Source organism: Rhodopseudomonas sp. RCAM05734, assembly GCF_052658035.1.
On the sequence record NZ_CP199742.1, the window covers coordinates 1345333 to 1364838 of the forward strand.

The window sequence follows — 19506 nt, forward strand, 5'->3', positions numbered from 1 at the left end:
CGTCCGGGGAACGACTGAGCGTGCGTCGATTCACTCCGCCAGCTGAAACCGCTCGAACCGGTGCAGCTCGTCCTCGATGCGCGCCTTCATGCCCTTCGGCGCGCGGCCGCCGACCCAGCTCCATTTCTGCATCAGCAGCTTCTGCTGCTTGCGATCGGTCTTGAGATCGATGGCGGCGACGATGCGGTCGCCGACCAGCACCGGCAAGGCGAAGTAGCCGAACAGCCGCTTCTCCTTGGGCAAATAGGCTTCGAAGCGATGTTCGTAATCGAAGAACAGATGCGTGCGCTTGCGCTGGATGATCAGCGGATCGAAGGGCGACAGGATGTGCACCAGTTCTGAAGCGTCGCCGGAACTCTCCAGCACCTCCGGCTGGCCCCAGTGCTCGACCTTGCCGGCGCCTTCCAGCGCCACCGGCACCAACTCGCCGCGCCGGACGCGCGTCTCGATCACCTTGCGGATCGCCGGCTTGCTGCCGGCGGCGAGATGGCAGATCGAATCGAGGCTGACGAGACCCTGCGCGCGCAGCGCGCGGTCGAGCAGATAGCCCAGTCTGTCCGATGGCGAGGCTGGCTTCGGCAGCCTGTCCCAGCCGAAATGGCGCTCCATCAGCTCATAGGTCTTGAGCATGCCGTCGCGTGCGCTGACGGTCAGCACGCCGGTGTAGAACGCCAGTTGCAGCGCGCGCTTCGACGGCTTGCGACTGCCCCACGCATGCTGCTTGTCCACCAGCACGTCGTCGTCGATGTCGCGAATGGTCAGCGCGCCGTCCGTGCGGATCAGCGTCAGCACTTTTCGCAGATCCGCCGGCGTCACGGTGCCGAACCACTTGTGACCCTCGCGCTTGTGCCGCTTCATGGCGGGCAGGAAGAAGCGCAGGTCCTTCGACGGCACGTAGGCCAGCGCGTGGGTCCAGTATTCGAACACGCTCTTGTCGACGCTCTGGGCCTGCTGCAGGTCGGCGCGCCGATAGGCCGGGATGCGGGTGAACAGGATGTGGTGGTGGCAGCGCTCGATGACGTTGATGGTGTCGATCTGCACATAGCCGAGATGGTCGATCGCCGCCGCCGTGGCCCGCGGCCCGTCGCCGAACGGCGCGGATGTGTCGAGCCGCTGCGCGCGCAGCCAGACGTTTCGCCCCTGCGCCTTGGTCAACATCAAAGGTTGGGCGGGGCTGCGCGCCATCGTGTCAGGCCATCGGCATTCTGCCCGGCCGCGCGGGCTCGATCAGCTCGGGGCGTGGGCCGCTCAGTCGCTTGTGCATGTGCACCATGAAGGCCATGCCGAACAAGGGCGTGGCGAGGTTGACGATGGGGATCGAAACGAAGGCGGCGATCACCAGGCCGGCGGTGAAGATCGTGCCGGCATATTGCTTGCGCATCAGCTTGGCCTCGGCCGGCGAGCGGAACCGCATGGCGGCAAGCTCGAAATATTCGCGCCCCAGCAGCCAGGCCGTGGCGATGAAGAAGGCGATGAAGCCGAGGCCCGCGAGGAACACGAAGGGCAGCGCGACCAGATAGACCAGGATGGTCAGCAGGGCCGTCTTGACGCCCTCGGTGATGGCGAGGCCGAACGGCAGCGCAGTGCCGACGCGCTCGGCCGGATAGTGCTCGCGCTCGACGATGTCGGCGACGTCGTCGACGAACACGCTGGCCACCAGCGACGTGATTGCGGGCATCAGGAAAACCGCGCCCAGCACCACGCCGAGGCCGGCGGCGATCGACAGGATCCACGCCAGCACGTTGAGTGCGCCGTGGGAGCCCGGTCCCAACGCCGTCTCGGCCCAGACTTCGCCGGACACTGCGAACCAGCTCAGCAGGCGCTGCAGTCCGATCGCGAGCACCACGATCAGCACCAGCGCCAGCCCGATCGACTTCCACAGGATGGCGCGCATCGGCGGCGACAGGATCTGCGAAAGTGCCTTCGCGGCGGCATCGAGCATCATGGGTTCCTCAGCAAAATCGTTGTCCGAGAGGTATTCATGTCCCTGTATTTGGACAAGAGCCAGATGGCGACCTCCGTTGTACTTCGTGGCGTCGCGACATCTGCCTCTCGACGCGAATCACCGACGCGATTGGCCGAGCGCGGCAGACGATCGACTTGCGAGTCGCTCGGAACGTCAAATACCCAAGCGAACTGTGCCTGACCGGGTAGCATGATAAGCGATCTACGCAGTTTATCGTCTTTTTCGCGCAGAATCGCGCTTATGTTCAGCGCTGCCCTTGACGCAACCAGCGTGCAAGTCCCTGCTGCAGCACGTCCATGTTGTAGCCTCACTCACACGGTGCAATCTCAGTTGACGGGACGTGTCGCGTGAACAACGCTGTGCACAGGGAGGCAATTGTGCTCCAAGTCCTCGTCGTCGATGACGATCTTCTGGTCCGATCAGCGATTCGCGCCTGGCTCAATCATCGCGGCTTCAACGTCGTCGTCGCCGATGGCGGAGAAAGCGGCTTGCGGGAACTTGAGCGCACACATTTCGATGTCATGATCGTCGACATTTTCATGCCGCACATGCGCGGCTTCGAGTCCATCAGGGTGTTCCACGAACGTGCCCCGCAGATACCTTTGATTGCCATCTCTGGCTACGTGTTCGCCGAGCAGCGTGCGCCTGCGCCTGATTTCCTGCGCATGGCGCTGGGTCTCGGTGCGTCGCGATGCCTGCGCAAGCCGTTCACGCCGGCCACCCTGATGGCTGTGATCGATGCCTGTCTGCGCGAAAGCGAAAGTTATCCGCATGAAGCCGACGGATAGTCCGCAAATCCCGGAAAGCACCGACGCGCGATGGCTGCGCGCCGTCGTCGAGACAGCGGTCGATGGCGTCATCCTGATCGATGCCGCCGGCAAGGTGCTGAAATTCAATCCGGCCTGCGTCAAGCTGTTCGGATACAGTGCCGACGAGGTGATCGGGCAGAACGTCAAGATGCTGATGCCCGGGCATTACCGGCAGGAGCACGACCGCTACCTCGACAACTACAATAGCACCCACGAACGCAAGATCATCGGCATCGGCCGTGAGGTGACGGGTCAGCGCAAGGGCGGAACGACCTTTCCCATGGACCTGTCGGTCGGCGAGGCCAAGGAGGAAGACGGCTCGATCTTCGTCGGTATCATCCATGACCTTACCGAGCGCGAGCGTACGGAGCGGGCGCTGCGCGAAAGTGCCGCGCGGCTGCGCGCGGTGGTCGATACAGCGGTCGATGGCGTCATCCTGATCGATGCCCGTGGCCGCATCCTGATGTTCAATCCCGCCTGCGAACGGCTGTTCCAGTATCGCGCGGAGGAGGTCATCCACGAGAACGTCAAGGTGCTGATGCCGACGCCCTATCGCGCCGAGCACGACGGCTATCTCAAGCACTTTCGCGACACTGGCGAGCGCCGGATCATCGGCATCGGCCGCGAGGTGATGGGCCGTCGCAAGGACGGCTCCACGTTTCCGATGGACCTGTCGGTCGGCGAGGCCAAGCAGGACGGCGAAGCGATCTTTGTCGGCATCATCCACGATCTCACCGAACGCAAGCGCACCGAGGAGCAACTGGTGCAGGCGCAGAAGATGGAGATCGTCGGCCAGCTCTCCGGCGGCATCGCCCACGACTTCAACAATCTGCTGACGGTGATCGTCGGCAACGCCGAATTCCTCAGCGAGCAGTTGAGGGCACGGCAGGATCTGCGGCAGCTCTCCGATGACATCGGCAGGGCCGGCGACCGCGGCGCCGAGCTGACCCAGCAACTGCTGGCGTTCAGCCGCCGGCAAATCCTTCGCCCGGTAGCGATCGAGTGCAACAAGCTGCTCGACGGCATGCACAAGCTGCTGCGTCGCACGGTGCGCGAGGACATCGAGATCAAGACCATGTTCGAACCGGAACTGGCGCTGGCCTTTGCGGATCCTGCACAGCTCGAATCCGCGGTGCTCAATCTCGCCGTCAATGCGCAGGACGCGATGGTCAAGGGCGGTCGTCTCACCATCTCCACCGCCAATGCATCGCTCGACGATCACTACCAGCGCCTGCATCCCGAAGTGGCTCCCGGCGACTATGTGCTGGTGGCCATCACCGACGATGGCGAAGGCATGGCGAAGGAAGTGATCGACCGGGTGTTCGAGCCGTTCTTCACCACCAAGGAAGTCGGCAAGGGCAGCGGGCTCGGGCTCAGCATGGTCTACGGCTTCGTCAAGCAGTCGAGCGGTCACGTCTCGATCTACAGCGAGCCCGGCCTCGGCACCACCGTGCGGATCTATCTGCCGCAGGCCGCGATGAAAGCGCCGCGCTCGCCGGAGCTGATTCGGCTGGAGGAAACCGTGCTCCCCAGCGGCACCGAGACCGTCCTGGTGGTCGAGGACGATCCGTTCGTGCGCTCCTACGCGGTGATGCGCCTGCAAAACCTCGGCTACGCCGTGGTCGCAGCCGTCAATGGCGCCGACGCGCTGGAGAAGCTGAGGGCGGATAGCTCGATCGACGTGCTGTTCACCGACATCGTGATGCCGGGCGGCATCAATGGCTGGGAGCTAGCGGAGCGCGCCCAGCAGGTACGGCCGGGATTGCCGGTGCTGCTGACATCCGGCTATGCGCTGGAAACCCTAGCAAGGCACGGCCAGCACCGGGAAGGCTCTGTCGTCCTCGTCAAGCCCTATCGCAAGGCCGAACTTGCGCAGCGGCTTCGCGAAGTCATCGGTCAGGCGCCAGCGCTGCAACCGCCGTCGCCGCAGACAGGCTAACCCGCCGCGCAGCGAGGCGGGCTGAGGCTACGCCAAGCGGACCCGGCGTGCGGCCAGTTCGTCGTGCAGTATCACTACTTCTGCAGCGAAAATCGACGCCTCCGCGTCAGCCGTTTCAGGAACAAGCGGCGGCGCCTCGACGGGCCCTTGAAATGGACCGAATGCGTCCGCTACCTCCCGGAGCGGCTTCTGCTTGTCGGCCCAATGCAGCGCGGTGTAGTCGAAGCCCAGCTCGATGGTCGGCTTGACCACTTCGAAATACGGCGAGATGTCGAAGTCACGCGGCATGTACAGCGAGGAATCGCGGATGTGCAGGATCTCGCGGCGGGCAGCGCGGCTGCCGGCGCGGGTGATCTTCGGCAGGATCGGATAGCGCACGGCGTCAAAGGCCTGGGCGATCAGTGCCGAGCAGATGATCTTGGTGGGGTCGCCGGAACCGAAGGCGATCATGCGCCGGCGCCAGCGCTGCGGGATCGGCAGCGGAATGAGGAAGCGCATGAGGTCGACAATGTTCTTGGTGTCGTAGCCGAAGCCGATGCGGTTGATGGCGTAGCGGCACACCGTGTAGCGATCCTCAAACGACAGCCCGACCGGGCGACAGATCCGTGTGTGGTAGGGAAAGTATTTCGACAGCGGCGCCGAGGTGACCCCTTCGCCAATATTGGCCTCGATCAGCACGTGCGGTTCGCCGTCGGGCTCGGCTGCGCCGTCGATCTCGCCGACGAAGAGCGCGGCGTGCGACCATGTCGATTGCGTCAGATACTTGATGATGCCGGAGACACGGTTGTTGCCCTCGACCAGGATCACGTCGCCGGGTTGCACGATATCGCGCAACCGTTCCGGATCGCTGGGCGTAAAAGGTTCATAACCCGGCACCTCCTTCTGGAGGTAGCCGGCGATCAGCTTTCCGACCGTATCGAGCACGACGCCCATCTTGGTCACTCCCCTGCGGTTCGTCCCGACCGCTCTGTTCGTGCTACATGATGGTCGAAAGCCATTGCAATTTGGTTCACGTGCCGCGCGTCCCACTCATGATTGATTCACCATGGCAGTTGCCGCATCCCCATGAATGCGGCAAAGTTCGTCGCACGTTCTCCCGTTTCGCAAAGTCTTGGAAACCATCACATGACAATTACGCGCCGCGATTTCGTCTCGGCGTCCTCGGCATTTGCACTGGCCACCGCGTTCGGTGCAAGCGCGCGGGCCGCGCCGCTGCCGCGCGATGCTGACATTGTCGTGATCGGCGCCGGTGCCGCCGGTATCGCTGCGGCCAGGCGGATCGTCGCTGCCGGCCGCAAGGTGATCGTGGTGGAGGCGTCCGGCCAGATCGGCGGTCGTTGCCTCACTGATACCACCAGCTTCGAGACCCCCTTCGATCGCGGGGCGCGCTGGTTGCATAATCCGGAAACCAATGCGCTGGTGAAGCTCGCCCGTGCCGTCGGCGTGGAACTCATCCCGACGCCGGGCAGCCAGAAGATCCGTATCGGCCGCCGCAACGCGCGCGCCGGCGAGACCGAAGAGTTTCTCGCCACCCTCGTGCGCGCCAACCGCGCCATTGATGACGCCGCGCGCAAGGGCGATCCATCCTGCGCATCGGCGCTGCCGAAGGATCTCGGCAACTGGGCCGGCGCTACCGAATACGTGCTCGGCGCCTATGCCGCCGGCAAGGACCTGAAGGACCTCTCCGCTCTCGATCATGTCCGCGCGCAGGAACGCGGCACCGAGATCGCCAGCCGGATCGGGCTCGGCGCGCTGATGGTCAAGCTCGCCGACGGTTTGCCGGTGGCATTGTCGACGCCGGCCACGCGGGTGAACTGGAGCGGTCGCGACATCGCGGTCGAGACGCCGGCGGGGCGGATCGCGACCCGCGCGGTGATCGTCACGGCATCGTCCAACGTGCTGGCTTCCGGTGCCATCGGCTTCACGCCGGAGTTGCCGAAGCGGCAGCTCGACGCGGCCGCGAAACTGTCGCTCGGCAGTACCGACCGTATCGCGCTGTGGATGCCCGGCAATCCGCTCGCGCTCGGCCGCGACGAGCTGATGATCGAGCAGAGCACCGATACGCGCACCGGCGTGATGCTCGCCAATGTCGGCAGCTCCGCGCTGTGCACCGTCGATGTCGCGGGCGCCTTCGGCCGCGATCTGTCGGCGCAGGGCGAGGCGGCGATGGTCGCCTTTGCGGTGGAGTGGCTGACCAAGCTGTTCGGCAGCGACATTGCGAAAGCGGTGACCAAGAGCAGTGCCACGCGCTGGAATGCGTCGCCCTTCATCAAGGGCGCCATGTCTGGCGCAGTGCCCGGCGGACAGTTCGCCCGCCGCGCATTGATCGAGCCGATGGGCAATCTGTTTCTCGCCGGCGAAGCGACCCACGAAACCCTGTGGGGCAGTGTCGACGGTGCCTGGGAAACCGGCGAACGCGCTGCCGACGCCGCGCTCAAGAAGATCGGCGCGTTGAAGGATACCGAGGCGGAAAGGCCGGCGCGCCCGGCGCGCAAGCCGAAGCCACGGGCGCGATCGAGCAACGCGGTGGAGTAATTACAAGAGCCTCTTTGGCCGTCATCCCAGCAGAAACGCAATTGCGTTTCGGCTGGAGGTGCCGTCGCACTTGCGACGGCCATCGAAGGATGGGCCGCGCGCTCCGACACCCATCCTTCGAGGCTCGCCCAAGCGGGCGAGCACCTCAGGATGACGGCAGAGTATTTGTCTGGCTTTAGCGAAGTACGCCGTCGAACAGCGGTATGAAGATCACCGCCGGGCCGAAACCGGAAACCCCGCGGGCGAGGCCGGCCACGAAGGCGGTGACAACGAGGCAGATGAGCGAGGCATTGCTGTAGGAGGCGAGGCCAAGATTCTGAAAAAGATCCTGAGCAAGATCCTGAACGAGACCCGCCGTCACGCTTTCACGTCCGGCAGGTCGCCCGAAAACCGTCCCGCATCGTCCGGCCTCATGCCCGCAGCGTACCGCCGGTCTTCTTCGTCACTTCCGCCACGACCTTCGCGCCGATTGCGTCGATCTCCTGATCGGTCAGGGTCTTTTCGCGCGGCTGGATGGTCACGGCGATGGCCAGCGACTTCTTGCCGTCCTCCACGCCCTTGCCTTCATAGACGTCGAACAGCGTCACGTTGCTGATCAGCTTCTTGTCGACGCCAACAGCGGCGCGCACCAGATCGCCGGACTTGACGCTGCGATCGACGATGAAGGCGAAATCGCGCGACACCGGCTGGAACGCCGACAGTTCGAGCAGCGGCTTGGCGCGCGTGGCCCTGACCTTGGCGTCGGGGATGCGATCGAGGATCACCTCGAACGCCATCAGCGGGCCAACGGCGCCGAGCGCTTCCGCAGCGCGCGGATGCAGCTCGCCGAAATAGCCGAGAATGTTCTGCGGACCGATCTGGATGGTGCCGGAACGGCCGGGATGAAGCCAGCCCGGACCCCCGGCGACGATCTGCAGCGCCTGCATTGGCGCGCCGGCGGCAGCCAGTACCGCGAAGGCATCGGCCTTGGCATCGAGCGCGTCGGCGTTCGCGGCACCCGACCAGTGCCGTCCCATGCCCTTCGACGATGCGAGGCCATGACGGATGCCGGCGGCGGCGATGAACTGATCCTCCGGGCGGTCGCCCTTGAAGATCTGTCCGACCTCGAACGACGCGAGATCGGCGACGCCGCGATCGGCGTTGGCCTGCGCAGCTTTGACCAGGCCCGGCAGCAGGCTGGGCCGCATGTCCGAGAGATCCGCCGCGATGGGATTGGCCAGCGCCAGGGCGGCGCTGCCGCCGCCGAACAGTTCGGCATGCGGCTTGGCGATGAACGAATAGGTTACGGCTTCCACCATGCCGCGCACGGCCAGCGCGCGTTTGGCGCGGCGGGTGCGCGACTGGATCTGGGTCAGGATCGGCTTGCGCGGCGCGTCGCCGCGCTCGAACGGCGTCATCGGCACCTTGTCGACGCCGTAGATCCGCATGATCTCCTCGACGATGTCGGCCTTGCCATGCACATCGCTGCGCCAGGAGGGCACGGCGACCTTCACCACCGGGCCGGTGCCGGCCATCATGAAGCCGAGCCGCGTCAGGATCAGCCGCATCTCGACCATCGGCACGTCGATGGCAGCGAGGCGCTTCACTTCCGCCAGCGGGAAATCGATGATGCGGTCGTCGGCATGGGCGTTGCCGACCACGGTGATCTCCGACGGCGTACCGCCGCACAATTCCATCACCAGTTTGGTCGCGAGTTCGAGGCCGGGCAGCATGAAGGCCGGATCGACGCCGCGTTCGAAACGATAGCGCGCATCGGAGTTGATGCCGAGCCGGCGGCCGGTCTGGGCGATGTTGATCTCGTTCCACAGCGCGGATTCGATCAGCACGTCGGTGGTCTCTTCCGAGCAGCCGGAAGCCTCGCCGCCCATGATGCCGGCCAGCGACTCCACGCCGTTGTCGTCTGATATCACGCAGGCCTTGTCGTCGAGCGTGTAGGTCTTGCCGTCCAGTGCCAGCAGCGTCTCGCCGGCGCGGGCACGGCGCACCACGACGTCGCCCTTGACCTTGGCGGCGTCGAACACGTGCAGCGGCCGGGCGCGATCGAAGGTGAGATAGTTGGTGATGTCGACCAGCGCATTGATGGGTCGCAGCCCGATCGAGATCAGCCGCTTTTGCAGCCAGTCCGGCGACGGACCGTTCTTGACGCCGCGCACCAGCCGCAGGGCGAAGCCCGGGCACAGGGTGGCGTCTTCGACGGTGACCTTTACCGGGCAGGGGAATTCGCCCTTGATCTGCTTGATACCGGGGTCCTTGAACTTGCCCATGTCGGCGGCGGCGAGATCGCGCGCAATGCCGTGCACGCCGGTGCAGTCCTGGCGGTTCGGCGTGAGATTGATCTCGATCACGGGATCGCCGAGCTTGGCCCATTCGGCATAGGATTCACCGACCGGCGCATCGGCCGGCAGTTCGATGATGCCGTCGATGGCGTCGAGCAGTCCGAGTTCGCCGGCGGAGCACATCATGCCCTGACTCTCGACGCCGCGGATGTTGCCGAGACCGATGGTGAAATCCTTGCCCGGGATGAATGTGCCCGGCCTTGCGAGGACGGTCTTCAGCCCCGCACGCGCATTCGGCGCGCCGCACACGATCTGCAGCGGTTCGCCGTCACCGGTATCGACCTTGCACACCCGCAGGCGGTCGGCATTGGGATGCTGCTCGGCCGACAGGATATGCGCGATCGTGAACGGCTTAAGCAGCTTTGCCTTGTCGTCGATATGCTCGACCTCAAGCCCGATCATGGTGAGCTTGTCGGCGAGCTTTTCGAGGGGCTCGTCGGTGTCGAGATGATCTTTCAGCCAGGACAGGGAGAATTTCACGAGCTTAATCCTCCGGCCAGGCTGGGCACGTCGAGCGGCTTGAAGCCGTAGTGGCTGAGGAAGCGGACGTCGCCCTCGAACAGCTGGCGGAGATCGCCGATGCCGTATTTGAGCATGGCGATGCGGTCGATGCCCATGCCCCAGGCAAACCCCTGGTACACATCGGGATCGATATCGCAGGCGCGCAGCACGTTGGGATGCACCATGCCGCAGCCGAGAATCTCCAGCCAGTCCTCGCCCTCGCCGAAGCGGATCTCGCCCTTGTCGCGGCGGCACTGGATATCGACTTCCAGCGACGGCTCGGTGAACGGGAAGAACGACGGCCGGAACCGCATGTTGATGTTGTCGACCTCGAAGAATGCCTTGCAGAACTCGTGCAGGATCCATTTGAGGTGGCCGAGATGCGCGGTCTTGTCGATCACCAGGCCTTCGACCTGGTGGAACATCGGCGTGTGCGTCTGGTCAGAGTCGCTGCGATAGGTGCGGCCCGGACAGATGATGCGGATCGGCGGCGCCTGCGTCAGCATGGTGCGGACCTGCACCGGCGAGGTGTGGGTACGCAGCAGCTTGCGCACGCCCTCCGAGTCCGGATTGAAATAGAAGGTGTCGTGCATCTCGCGGGCCGGATGACCCTCGGGGAAGTTCAGCCGCGTGAAATTGTAGTCGTCGATCTCGATGTCCGGACCTTCGGCGATGGCAAAGCCCATGTCGGCGAAAATGGTGGTGAGTTCGTCCATCACCTGGCTGAGCGGATGGATGCGGCCCAGTTCGGCGGCGGGATCGCGCAGCGGCAGCGTGACGTCGATGGTCTCGGAGGCCAGCCGCGCATCGAGCGCGGCGTTCTTCAGGATATCGCGCCGCGCTGTCAGCGCCTGGGTCACGACCTCCTTGGCGAGGTTGATCGCAGCACCCTCGGTCTTGCGCTGTTCCGGCGACATCTTGCCGAGCGTCGCGAGCAGAGCGGAGATCGAGCCCTTCTTGCCGAGCGCGCCGACGCGCACCGCCTCGATGACGGCTTCGTCGGAGGCCGCGGCGATATCGGCCAGAATGGTCTGTTGAAGCGTCGTCAGATCGGACATGAGCAACCTCGATAAGAGAGGCAAGAGCCTCTCGCCGCCTGCGGGCTCGACGGACCGTCGAGGACGCAAGGTTTACAGCACGCGTCTACCAGGGATTAAGACGTCAATGGCCGGGACAGGAGCGTGTGAACGCTTCTGCCCGGCCATGACAATGTCGAGGAAACCGCGGGAAGCGGAAAGCTCAGGCTGCGAGAGCGGCCTTGGCCTTTTCGGCAATCGCGTTGAACACCGCGGGCTCGTTGATCGCGAGATCGGAGAGCACCTTGCGGTCGACCGTCACGCCGGACTTGGCGAGGCCGTTGATAAACACGCTGTAGGTCATGCCGAGCGGACGCACGGCGGCGTTGAGGCGCTGGATCCACAGAGCGCGGAACGTGCGCTTCTTGCGCTTGCGGTCGCGGAAGGCGTACTGGCCGGCCTTTTCGACTGCCGCCTTGGCGGTGCGAATGGTGTTCTTGCGGCGGCCACGGAAACCCTTGGCGGCCTTGTAGACTTTCTTGTGCTTGGCGTGAGCCGTCACACCGCGTTTGACGCGAGCCATGACTGATCTCCTTCAGTTCAAAATGGGAAACAGAATGCCGCGCGAACGCGGCCGTGATGACGCGGCTAACGTCAGGCGTTCGGCAAGAAATACTTCTTGATGTTGTCGCCGTCGGTCTTGAACAGCACGCGGGTGCCGCGGAGCTGACGAATCTGCTTCTTCGTCCGCTTGATCATTCCGTGGCGCTTGCCGGCATGCGCCGACATCACTTTGCCTGTTCCGGTCACTTTGAAGCGCTTTTTGGCGCCCGACTTGGTCTTCAGCTTGGGCATTTGGCTCTCCTATGGCCCGCACGCCTCATGCGCCCCGTGGGGGCGCTGCGCCGGCTAAAATGCTCGCTAGAGCGTTGAAAGTGCTCGACTTTTTGCCTCACGGAAGAAGTCAGCACGGCATCGCCACGGCAGCCCTTGATCAGCCGGACGATGAAGGTTGGGCTTATGGCAGAGGAAGCGCGAATTGGCAACGATTAACGCCAGAAATGGTGCTTGCAGCCGGTCGGAGGATGCTGCGTGCGATTTTATCCGGATTCGGGACGCCGCGGTTGAACGCAAAGGCTTCACCGCCAACCAACCGGGATCGCCCCTCCAATCAACGGATCGACATGCCTGTTTCACCCCGATCGATGGCCCTCGTCGCGCTGTTGGCGCTGCCGACGGTATACGGCCCCGGCCGCCGCCGCCCGCTATGATGGTGTCTGAACGTGGTTTTCGCCACCACGGCCGGTAATTGCAGCTCCGGCTACAGCGTGCCGTTCAACGTGGCGGGCCGCCGGGTGTCCTCGGCCGGCGGTGGCAAGGTCACCGGCGGTCTTGGCCGCAGCGGGGTCGTTGCCGTCCGGATCTCGGTCGGCGCATCGAAGGCCAGCGGCTCCGGCCAGCTGAACGGCAATTCCGGCGCGGGACACTGGAGCGGGATCATTTCCGGCGATCGCTGTAGCGGATCGTGGCAGGCCACACGCAGCTGACACGCGGCCTTCATTGCAGGAATGCTTGTTGCGCGGGTGTGCCACAGTGGCAGGAACAGATGCGCCTCACTATGTGTTGCTCGACGATAAGCAACTGCATGGGACGTGACATGACCGGGAACTCCAGGAAACAAGCCAAAGCAATCGCAATCAAGCAGGACGCCAAGGCGCTCACCACGTTGAAGTGGCTGTTCGCCGCCGCTGGCGTCGCCGCGGCGATCGCGCTGGCTGGCGCCGCCCATGCCGGGGCCTCCCATGACGGCACTTGGAAGGTCACCATCATCACCCAGACCGGCAACTGCGATCCGGCCTACTCCTATCCGGTCAAGGTGTCCGGCGGTGTCGTCAGCTATAATGGCGACGGCAGCTTTACCATTGCCGGCAATGTCGCCGACGCAGGGACCGTCAAGGTCTCGATCGCCCGTGGCGATCAACGCGCCGATGCGACCGGCAAGCTGACCGGCGATTCCGGCACCGGCCAGTGGAGCGGCAAATCCGCCACCACGGCGTGCAGCGGGCGCTGGGAAGCCGTGCGCGCGAGCTGATCCTCAAGCTCATTCCGGATTCGCTCTGGCTTCGCCCTCGCGCCCGGAACGACAAGTCTCCCCCAAGAAAAAGGCCCGCCAGAAACTGACGGGCCGAAATCTTTCAGTCGCTGCGGATCGCAAGGCGATCAGCGCGGCGCCAGAACCATGACGACCTGGCGGCCTTCGAAGCGGGCGTCCTGCTCGACCTTGGCGTATTCGGCGACGTCCGCCTTCACCTTGTCCAGCAGCTTGGTGCCGATTTCCTGATGGGCCATTTCACGGCCGCGATAGCGCAGGGTGATCTTGACCTTGTCGCCTTCTTCGAAAAAGCGCTGCATGGCGCGCATCTTCACTTCGTAGTCGTGGTCGTCGATCATCGGGCGGAGCTTGATCTCCTTGATTTCGACGATCTTCTGCTTCTTGCGGGCTTCGGCGGCCTTTTTCTGGGCCGAATACTTGAACTTGCCGTAGTCCATGATCTTGCAGACGGGCGGGCTGGTATTGGGCGAAATCTCGACCAGATCCATGCCGGCTTCCATCGCCATCTTCACAGCAGTCGCCGTTTCGACAGTGCCGTGATTGAGGCCAGTCTGATCGATCAGCTGGACCTGGGCGTTGCGGATTTCATCGTTGGTGCGCGGCCCGTCTTTGGTTGCGGCGGGCGGGGCTCTGTTGGGACGGCGAATGGGTGACTCTCCAATATTGTTTGCGAAGGCGGCAGTGTGAAGGAATAAGGCCGTGCGAGCAAGCAAACTCACGCGCCGCGTGCCAAAAAGCCTCAAATACGAGGCGTTTCGGTCGCGGCTGTCGGCGGGGCCGGGGTGCCCCTAGGCCTGACACGGCAGACCGGGACCACATAGAGTGCCAATGCCGGTTCCGCAAGCGTCCGCGGTACTGACGCACTGCAGCAAGGTGCGTTGACGCCGGCCATCTGCTCAATCAAATAGCAGGCCGAACCGAGCGAGTGATCCATGAGCAATACCAAAGCGGCCGCCCCGACCTTCCTGCCGGTCGGCAGCGGCCCCGACCGCCGCGACATCGCGGTGCGCGCCCGCGCCGGTGGCGCGCCCGGCCTGTTGTGGATGAGCGGCTTCAAGTCCGACATGCAGGGCGGCAAGGCGGTGGCGCTGGACGCCTGGGCCGCCGAGCACGGCCGCGCCTGTGTGCGCTTCGATTATTCCGGCCACGGCGAATCCGGCGGCGCCTTTGTCGACGGCACCATCGGCCGCTGGCTTGAGGACAGCCTTGCGGTGTTCGACGCCTTCTGCGAGGGCCCGCAGGTGGTGATAGGCTCGTCCATGGGCGGCTGGATGGCGCTGCTGCTGGCGCGCACGCTGGCCCGGCGGGGCAGCATCGGCCGCGCCACCCTGAAGGGCCTGGTTCTGATCGCGCCGGCGCCGGATTTCACCGAGGAGCTGATGTGGAAGGGCTTTTCGCCGGCGATCCGGCAGGAGATCGAGACCAAGGGCGTGTGGATGCGGCCGTCGGAGTATGGCGAGCCCTATCCGATCACCAGGCGGCTGATCGAGGAGGGCCGCAACCATCTGCTGCTCGGCGGCAGCATCGAGCTCGGCTGCCCGGTCCGCATCCTGCAGGGCCGGCAGGACCCCGACGTGCCCTGGCAGCACGCCTTCGCGCTGGCGCACCGGCTGCCCGGCGAAGATGTGGTGCTCACCATGATCCCCGACGGCGACCACCGGCTGTCGCGACCGCAGGATCTCGCGCGCATCATCGCGGCGGTGGAGGAACTGGTGGAGGGGTAGCGCCCTCGGTCGTCATTGCGAGGTCGTAGGATGGGTGGAGCGCAGCGATACCCATCGCGTGCCCGCCTCAACGAAGATTTTTCGATTGTCACCGCCGCCATGGCTCCAGCCATGACGAGCCGGAACGTTTGTGAGTACGAGATGATGGGTATCGCTGCGCTCCACCCATCCTACGCGATCGCGTCGCGCCATTCCGCGCCAACGCTATCGTCGCCTTCTACGCCGTGGTGCTTTGATTTGAGCGCGTGAAATGCATTCACGTCCATCGGCTGCGCCAGCGCCCACACCGCGGCGCCGCGCACCAGTGCGCTGTCGTCCGAGAGCAATCGCTGCGCCTCGACGATCAATGTCGCATCGCCGGAGTTGCCGATAGCGATCAGCACGTTGCGCAAAAACCGGTCGCGCCCGATGCGCTTCACCGGTGACTTGGTGAACAGCGCGCGAAACTGCGCATCGTCGAGACGCGATAACTTTGCCAGCGACGGCGCGCGCAGTTCGTCGCGCGCGGCCAGCTTTATCTCGCGGCCTTCCTGCGCGAACTTGTTCCACGGGCACGCTGCCAGGCAGTCGTCGCAACCATAGATGCGGTTGCCCATGCTCTTGCGGAATTTGTGCGGGATCGGGCCCTTGTTCTCGATGGTGAGGTAGGAGATGCAGCGCCGCGCATCGAGCTGGTAAGGCGCCGGAAACGCCGCGGTCGGGCAGATGTCGAGGCAGGCCTGACACGAGCCGCAGTGATCGCGCTCGGCCGCATCGCGCGGCAATTCCAGCGTGGTGAAGATGGCGCCGAGAAACAGCCACGAGCCGAATTCGCGCGAGACGAGGTTGGTGTGCTTGCCCTGCCAGCCAAGCCCCGACGCCTGCGCCAGCGGCTTTTCCATCACCGCGGCCGTGTCGACGAACACCTTCACGTCGCCACCCGCCTGCGCGATCAGCCAGCGCGCCAGCGCCTTCAGGCGCTTCTTGATCAGGTCGTGATAGTCGTCGCCCTTGGCATAGACCGAGATCGCCGCATGCGACCGTTGCGCGAGAATTGCCAGCGGATTCTCATCGGGGCCGTAGTTGACGCCGAGCATGATCACCGAGCGGACGTCGGGCCACATCACCCGCGGGTCGCCGCGGCGCGGGTCGGCGAGCCACGCCATCTCCCCATGGGCACCGGACGCAAGAAACGCCTCGAGCTTTTCGCGCACGCCGGCGATGGCGCCGGGGTCGGCGATGCCGATGGCGTCGAAGCCGAGCGCGCGGGCCTCACCGGTGAGCGCGTCTTTGAGTGACGGCGCAGCGACGTCCATCACGAAGCCGCTCCTGTTTCCCGGACGCGCTGCGACGTGAGTGACGATGCGCAGCATCGTCCGAAACGGTGCTGCGCAGATCCGGGATCCCGGTCTGTTGAGTGACCGGGGCCCCGGATCAGCAGCGCACTACGCCGCGTCCGAGGCACGAGAGATGAGTTCAGAAATCCAGATCCACATAAGTGCGCGACGCCGGGACGCCGGCCAGCCATTCGCTGAGCAGAGGACGGAATGACGGGCGGGATTTCACCCGCGCGTACCACGCCTTTGCCGCGTCGTCCTCGCTCCATGGCACGTCGCCCAGATAGTCGATCGCCGACAGATGCGCGGCCGCGACCAGGTCCGCATAGCTGAGCCGGTCGCCGGCGAGAAAGTTCCGCGTGCGCGCCAGCCAGCCGATATAGGCCAGATGATAGCGCACATTGGCGGTGGCGGCGCGGATCACGTCCATGGACGGCGCGCCGCCGCCGACATCCTCGCTCATGAAGCGCTTGTAGATGCGCTCGTTGACCAGAGGGCCGGAGGCCTCCTCGAAGAACTTTTCGTTGAACCACGCCATCAGCCGGCGCACCTCGATGCGCTCGGCCATTGCCACCGGCAGCAGCCGGCGGTCGCCCATCGCAGGACCATGGGCCTCGTCGAGATATTCGGCGATGATACCGGCGCCGGGAATCGGCGGAAAACCATCGGTGACCAGCACCGGCGTATTGCCTGCGGGATTCAGCACCAGAAACGCTTCCCGCCGCTCCCATGTGCGTTCCTCCACCAGGCGCAGGTCAAGGCCGTATTCGCCGACGATGAGACGGACGAAGCGCGACTGCGGACAGAACGAGTGATGGTAGAGCGTGAACATGAAGGCCTTGATAGGGATGCGATCGTTAACAAAACGTCTCAATGGGGGGAGCACCAGCCATGCGGCGGGAACGCGCAAACTAGCGAAGCGAACGATGGAGGCAAGGTGCCATTTCAGTGTTTTTGCGATTGCGGCAATGGACCGAATAGGCGAGAAGAACCCGGCTTTTTCAGGCCGGGGCCGAGCAAGGACGTATAAAATCCATGATGTCTGATGTAATACGGGCGATCATCCTCGGCATCGTCGAGGGCGTGACCGAGTTCCTTCCGGTATCATCCACCGGCCATTTGCTGCTGGCGGAGCGCTTCTTCGATCTGGGCGAGGGCCCGTTCTGGAAGAGCTTTGCGATCCTGATCCAGCTCGGCGCCATTCTCGCCATCGTCGCGCTGTATTTCGGCAAGTTGTGGCATATCGCGCTGAACATGTTCACCGATCCCGCGGCGCGGCGCTTCGTGATCGGCGTGCTGGTCGCGTTCCTGCCGGCAGCGGTGATCGGCGCGGCGGTTGGCAGCTATATCAAGCTCTATCTGTTCAATCCCTGGGTGGTCTGCTTCTCGCTGATCGTCGGCGGCGCGATTCTGCTGTGGATCGACCAGCTCGATCTCGATCCCGTCTATGACGACGCCACCACCTTCTCGCTGCCCATGTATTTCAAGATCGGCTGCGCGCAGTGCCTGGCCATGATCCCCGGCGTGTCGCGCTCCGGCGCCACCATCGTCGGCGCCATGCTGCTCGGCGCCGACAAGCGCGCGTCGGCCGAGTTCTCGTTCTTCCTGGCGATCCCGACCATGGTCGGCGCCTTCGTCTACGACCTCTACAAGAGCCGCGGCGAGATGACGATGGATCACGGCTATCTGATCGCCATCGGCTTCGCGGTGTCGTTCATCACCGCCATCATCGTGGTGAAGGCATTCCTCACTTACGTCACCCGGCACGGCTTCGTGCTGTTCGCCTGGTGGCGGGTGGTCGTCGGCACCGTCGGCCTGCTGGCGCTGGCACTGGGGCGGTAGGGGCTTTCGAGGGATCCATGCCCCGGACGCGATGCAATACGAAGTATTGCTTCGCAGAGCCGGGGCCGCGTCGGGCTCCGGCATTTGGTACGGTCCCGGTTCTGCGCAGCAGCACTCCGTGCTGCGGCGCGCCCGGGACAAGGGATTCTTAGTTCACACCGTTATGGGCGAACTGGCCGGTGGCGCGGAAGCGCCAGAGATATTGCGGGGCGATCGCTTCCAGCGAATCGGCTGCAATGCCGAGGCCGTCCAGCGTCAGCCCGGCCGCCTTGGCGGCGTCCGACACCACATTGTCGGTTCGCAGCAGCGCCACCTGGTCCGGCGTCAGCTTGAAGGCGCCCGGTGCGAACTGCAGGAACATGGCCTTCATTTTGGCGATGCCGAACGGCACCGGCACCAGCATGCGCTTGCGCTCGATGGTGGCCAGGATGATCTCGACGATCTCGCGCATGGTCAGCACTTCCGGGCCGCCCAGCTCGTAGGTGGCGCCAGGCACCGTCTTGCCGTCGACGGCGTCGGCCACGGCGGTGGCGACGTCGCCCACATAGACCGGCTGCATTTTCGTATCCGCGCCGAACACCGGCATCACCGGCGCCATCCGGGCCAAGGTGGCGAATCGGTTGGTGAACTGGTCCTCGGGGCCGAACACCACCGAGGGCCGCAGGATCGTTGCATTGGGCACCGCTTCCAGCACCGCGGCCTCGCCGGCGGCCTTGGCGCGGGCATAGGCGGATTCGGAATTGGCGTCGGCGCCGATCGCCGAGACATGGACCATGCGGGCCCCGATCGCCTTCGCGCCCTCGGCAATGGTCCTGGCGCCCTGCGCCTGCACGGCGTCGAAGCGCTGCGCGCCTGATTCGGTCAGGATGCCGCAAAGATTGACCACGATGCTGGCGTCGCGCATCGCCGCGGTCACCGAGGCCGGGTAGCGCAGATTGGCCTGCACGGCATGGATCTGGCCGACCTTGCCGAGCGGCTGCAGGTGGCCGGCGAGTTCCGGCCGGCGCACGGCCACCCGGACCCGGTAATCGCGCTTCACCAGCGCCCGGACCACATGGCGGCCGAGAAAGCCCGAGCCGCCGAAAACCGTGACGAGGGTATCGATGGGGGCGGTCATGGCGGGGTTCCTCGGGGTCGGTGGTGCGGCGCAAAACGGGTTTGAAGAGGCACTTTCGCGATACGCCATGACGGTTGCGCTGTACAGCGGATTTGAACCGCGAAAGCAATTTGACAATCGTGTAACCGGTCCGTACTAACCGCGCGTCGGCCCAGGTGGCGGAATTGGTAGACGCGCTGGCTTCAGGTGCCAGTAGCTTAACGGCTGTGAAGGTTCGAGTCCTTTCCTGGGCACCATTCCCACAATACGTTGTTGTAATTGCTCAACTTCCCCTTCTCGGGGGAATTTGGCC

19 protein-coding genes and 1 tRNA gene are annotated in these 19506 nt (G+C 64.6%); 8 read left to right on the forward strand and 12 right to left on the reverse strand.

Annotated features, from left to right (window positions below; genetic code table 11):
* Positions 1 to 30: 30 nt before the first annotated feature.
* Positions 31 to 1185, reverse strand: a complete 1155-nt coding sequence (locus tag ACUXVA_RS06555) for a winged helix-turn-helix domain-containing protein (protein WP_265081019.1) — start codon at positions 1183 to 1185, stop codon at positions 31 to 33.
* A gap of 4 nt (positions 1186 to 1189) precedes the next feature.
* Positions 1190 to 1942, reverse strand: coding sequence for a sulfate transporter family protein (locus tag ACUXVA_RS06560; protein WP_265083905.1), 753 nt, complete (start codon positions 1940 to 1942; stop codon positions 1190 to 1192).
* A 401-nt stretch (positions 1943 to 2343) separates the two neighbouring features.
* Here ACUXVA_RS06560 and ACUXVA_RS06565 point away from each other — a divergent pair, with 401 nt between their 5' ends.
* Positions 2344 to 2754 (forward strand): response regulator, encoded by a 411-nt coding sequence (locus tag ACUXVA_RS06565; RefSeq protein WP_265083904.1) that lies wholly within the window; start codon positions 2344 to 2346, stop codon positions 2752 to 2754.
* Positions 2738 to 4714, forward strand: a complete 1977-nt coding sequence (locus tag ACUXVA_RS06570; RefSeq protein ID WP_445491349.1) for a PAS domain S-box protein — start codon at positions 2738 to 2740, stop codon at positions 4712 to 4714. Before ACUXVA_RS06565 ends, ACUXVA_RS06570 begins: the two co-directional genes overlap by 17 nt.
* A gap of 27 nt (positions 4715 to 4741) precedes the next feature.
* On the opposite strand, the gene ACUXVA_RS06575 is transcribed toward ACUXVA_RS06570, so the two are convergent.
* A complete protein-coding gene (locus ACUXVA_RS06575; protein ID WP_265083903.1) occupies positions 4742 to 5647 on the reverse strand; it encodes a YiiX/YebB-like N1pC/P60 family cysteine hydrolase in 906 nt (301 codons plus the stop codon).
* A 192-nt stretch (positions 5648 to 5839) separates the two neighbouring features.
* Between ACUXVA_RS06575 and ACUXVA_RS06580 the strand changes: the two genes are divergently transcribed.
* The gene (locus ACUXVA_RS06580) at positions 5840 to 7249 is read left to right on the forward strand and encodes a flavin monoamine oxidase family protein (protein WP_265081017.1); all 1410 of its coding nucleotides are present in this window, start codon (positions 5840 to 5842) and stop codon (positions 7247 to 7249) included.
* Between the two features lie 175 nt (positions 7250 to 7424).
* On the opposite strand, the gene ACUXVA_RS06585 is transcribed toward ACUXVA_RS06580, so the two are convergent.
* The 5 genes from ACUXVA_RS06585 to rpmI form a co-directional block, all read right to left on the reverse strand.
* Positions 7425 to 7610, reverse strand: a complete 186-nt coding sequence (locus ACUXVA_RS06585; protein ID WP_265081016.1) for a hypothetical protein — start codon at positions 7608 to 7610, stop codon at positions 7425 to 7427.
* 49 nt (positions 7611 to 7659) lie between these two features.
* On the reverse strand, positions 7660 to 10065 hold the full coding sequence (gene pheT, locus ACUXVA_RS06590) for a phenylalanine--tRNA ligase subunit beta (protein ID WP_265081015.1): 2406 nt from the start codon (positions 10063 to 10065) through the stop codon (positions 7660 to 7662).
* Positions 10062 to 11144: a phenylalanine--tRNA ligase subunit alpha gene (gene pheS / locus ACUXVA_RS06595; protein WP_265081014.1), complete on the reverse strand. Its 1083-nt coding sequence runs from the start codon at positions 11142 to 11144 to the stop codon at positions 10062 to 10064. Before pheS ends, pheT begins: the two co-directional genes overlap by 4 nt.
* A 181-nt stretch (positions 11145 to 11325) precedes the next feature.
* Positions 11326 to 11685 (reverse strand): 50S ribosomal protein L20, encoded by a 360-nt coding sequence (rplT, locus tag ACUXVA_RS06600; RefSeq protein WP_265081013.1) that lies wholly within the window; start codon positions 11683 to 11685, stop codon positions 11326 to 11328.
* Positions 11686 to 11756: 71 nt separating this feature from the next.
* Positions 11757 to 11957 carry a 50S ribosomal protein L35 gene (gene rpmI / locus ACUXVA_RS06605; RefSeq protein WP_044405954.1) on the reverse strand — a complete coding sequence of 67 codons (201 nt, stop codon included), beginning with the start codon at positions 11955 to 11957 and terminating at the stop codon, positions 11757 to 11759.
* Between the two features lie 428 nt (positions 11958 to 12385).
* Between rpmI and ACUXVA_RS06610 the strand changes: the two genes are divergently transcribed.
* Both ACUXVA_RS06610 and ACUXVA_RS06615 read left to right on the forward strand, forming a co-directional pair.
* Positions 12386 to 12649, forward strand: coding sequence for a hypothetical protein (locus ACUXVA_RS06610; RefSeq protein WP_413776420.1), 264 nt, complete (start codon positions 12386 to 12388; stop codon positions 12647 to 12649).
* 110 nt (positions 12650 to 12759) lie between these two features.
* The gene (locus ACUXVA_RS06615; protein WP_265081012.1) at positions 12760 to 13194 is read left to right on the forward strand and encodes a hypothetical protein; all 435 of its coding nucleotides are present in this window, start codon (positions 12760 to 12762) and stop codon (positions 13192 to 13194) included.
* Between the two features lie 128 nt (positions 13195 to 13322).
* On the opposite strand, the gene infC is transcribed toward ACUXVA_RS06615, so the two are convergent.
* Positions 13323 to 13862: a translation initiation factor IF-3 gene (infC, locus tag ACUXVA_RS06620; RefSeq protein WP_265083902.1), complete on the reverse strand. Its 540-nt coding sequence runs from the start codon at positions 13860 to 13862 to the stop codon at positions 13323 to 13325.
* Between the two features lie 285 nt (positions 13863 to 14147).
* Between infC and ACUXVA_RS06625 the strand changes: the two genes are divergently transcribed.
* Positions 14148 to 14939 carry an alpha/beta hydrolase gene (locus tag ACUXVA_RS06625; RefSeq protein WP_265081011.1) on the forward strand — a complete coding sequence of 264 codons (792 nt, stop codon included), beginning with the start codon at positions 14148 to 14150 and terminating at the stop codon, positions 14937 to 14939.
* Between the two features lie 170 nt (positions 14940 to 15109).
* Here ACUXVA_RS06625 and queG read toward each other — a convergent pair whose 3' ends face one another.
* The gene (gene queG, locus ACUXVA_RS06630; RefSeq protein ID WP_445493256.1) at positions 15110 to 16234 is read right to left on the reverse strand and encodes a tRNA epoxyqueuosine(34) reductase QueG; all 1125 of its coding nucleotides are present in this window, start codon (positions 16232 to 16234) and stop codon (positions 15110 to 15112) included.
* 160 nt (positions 16235 to 16394) lie between these two features.
* A complete protein-coding gene (locus ACUXVA_RS06635; protein ID WP_265081010.1) occupies positions 16395 to 17087 on the reverse strand; it encodes a glutathione S-transferase family protein in 693 nt (230 codons plus the stop codon).
* Between the two features lie 203 nt (positions 17088 to 17290).
* Between ACUXVA_RS06635 and ACUXVA_RS06640 the strand changes: the two genes are divergently transcribed.
* Positions 17291 to 18097, forward strand: a complete 807-nt coding sequence (locus ACUXVA_RS06640; RefSeq protein ID WP_265081009.1) for an undecaprenyl-diphosphate phosphatase — start codon at positions 17291 to 17293, stop codon at positions 18095 to 18097.
* A 148-nt stretch (positions 18098 to 18245) separates the two neighbouring features.
* Here the strand turns inward: ACUXVA_RS06640 and ACUXVA_RS06645 are convergent, their stop codons facing one another.
* Positions 18246 to 19214: a complex I NDUFA9 subunit family protein gene (locus ACUXVA_RS06645; protein WP_265081008.1), complete on the reverse strand. Its 969-nt coding sequence runs from the start codon at positions 19212 to 19214 to the stop codon at positions 18246 to 18248.
* A gap of 149 nt (positions 19215 to 19363) precedes the next feature.
* On the opposite strand from ACUXVA_RS06645, the gene ACUXVA_RS06650 reads away from it, so the two are divergent.
* Positions 19364 to 19450 (forward strand) — tRNA-Leu (locus ACUXVA_RS06650).
* Positions 19451 to 19506 lie beyond the last annotated feature (56 nt).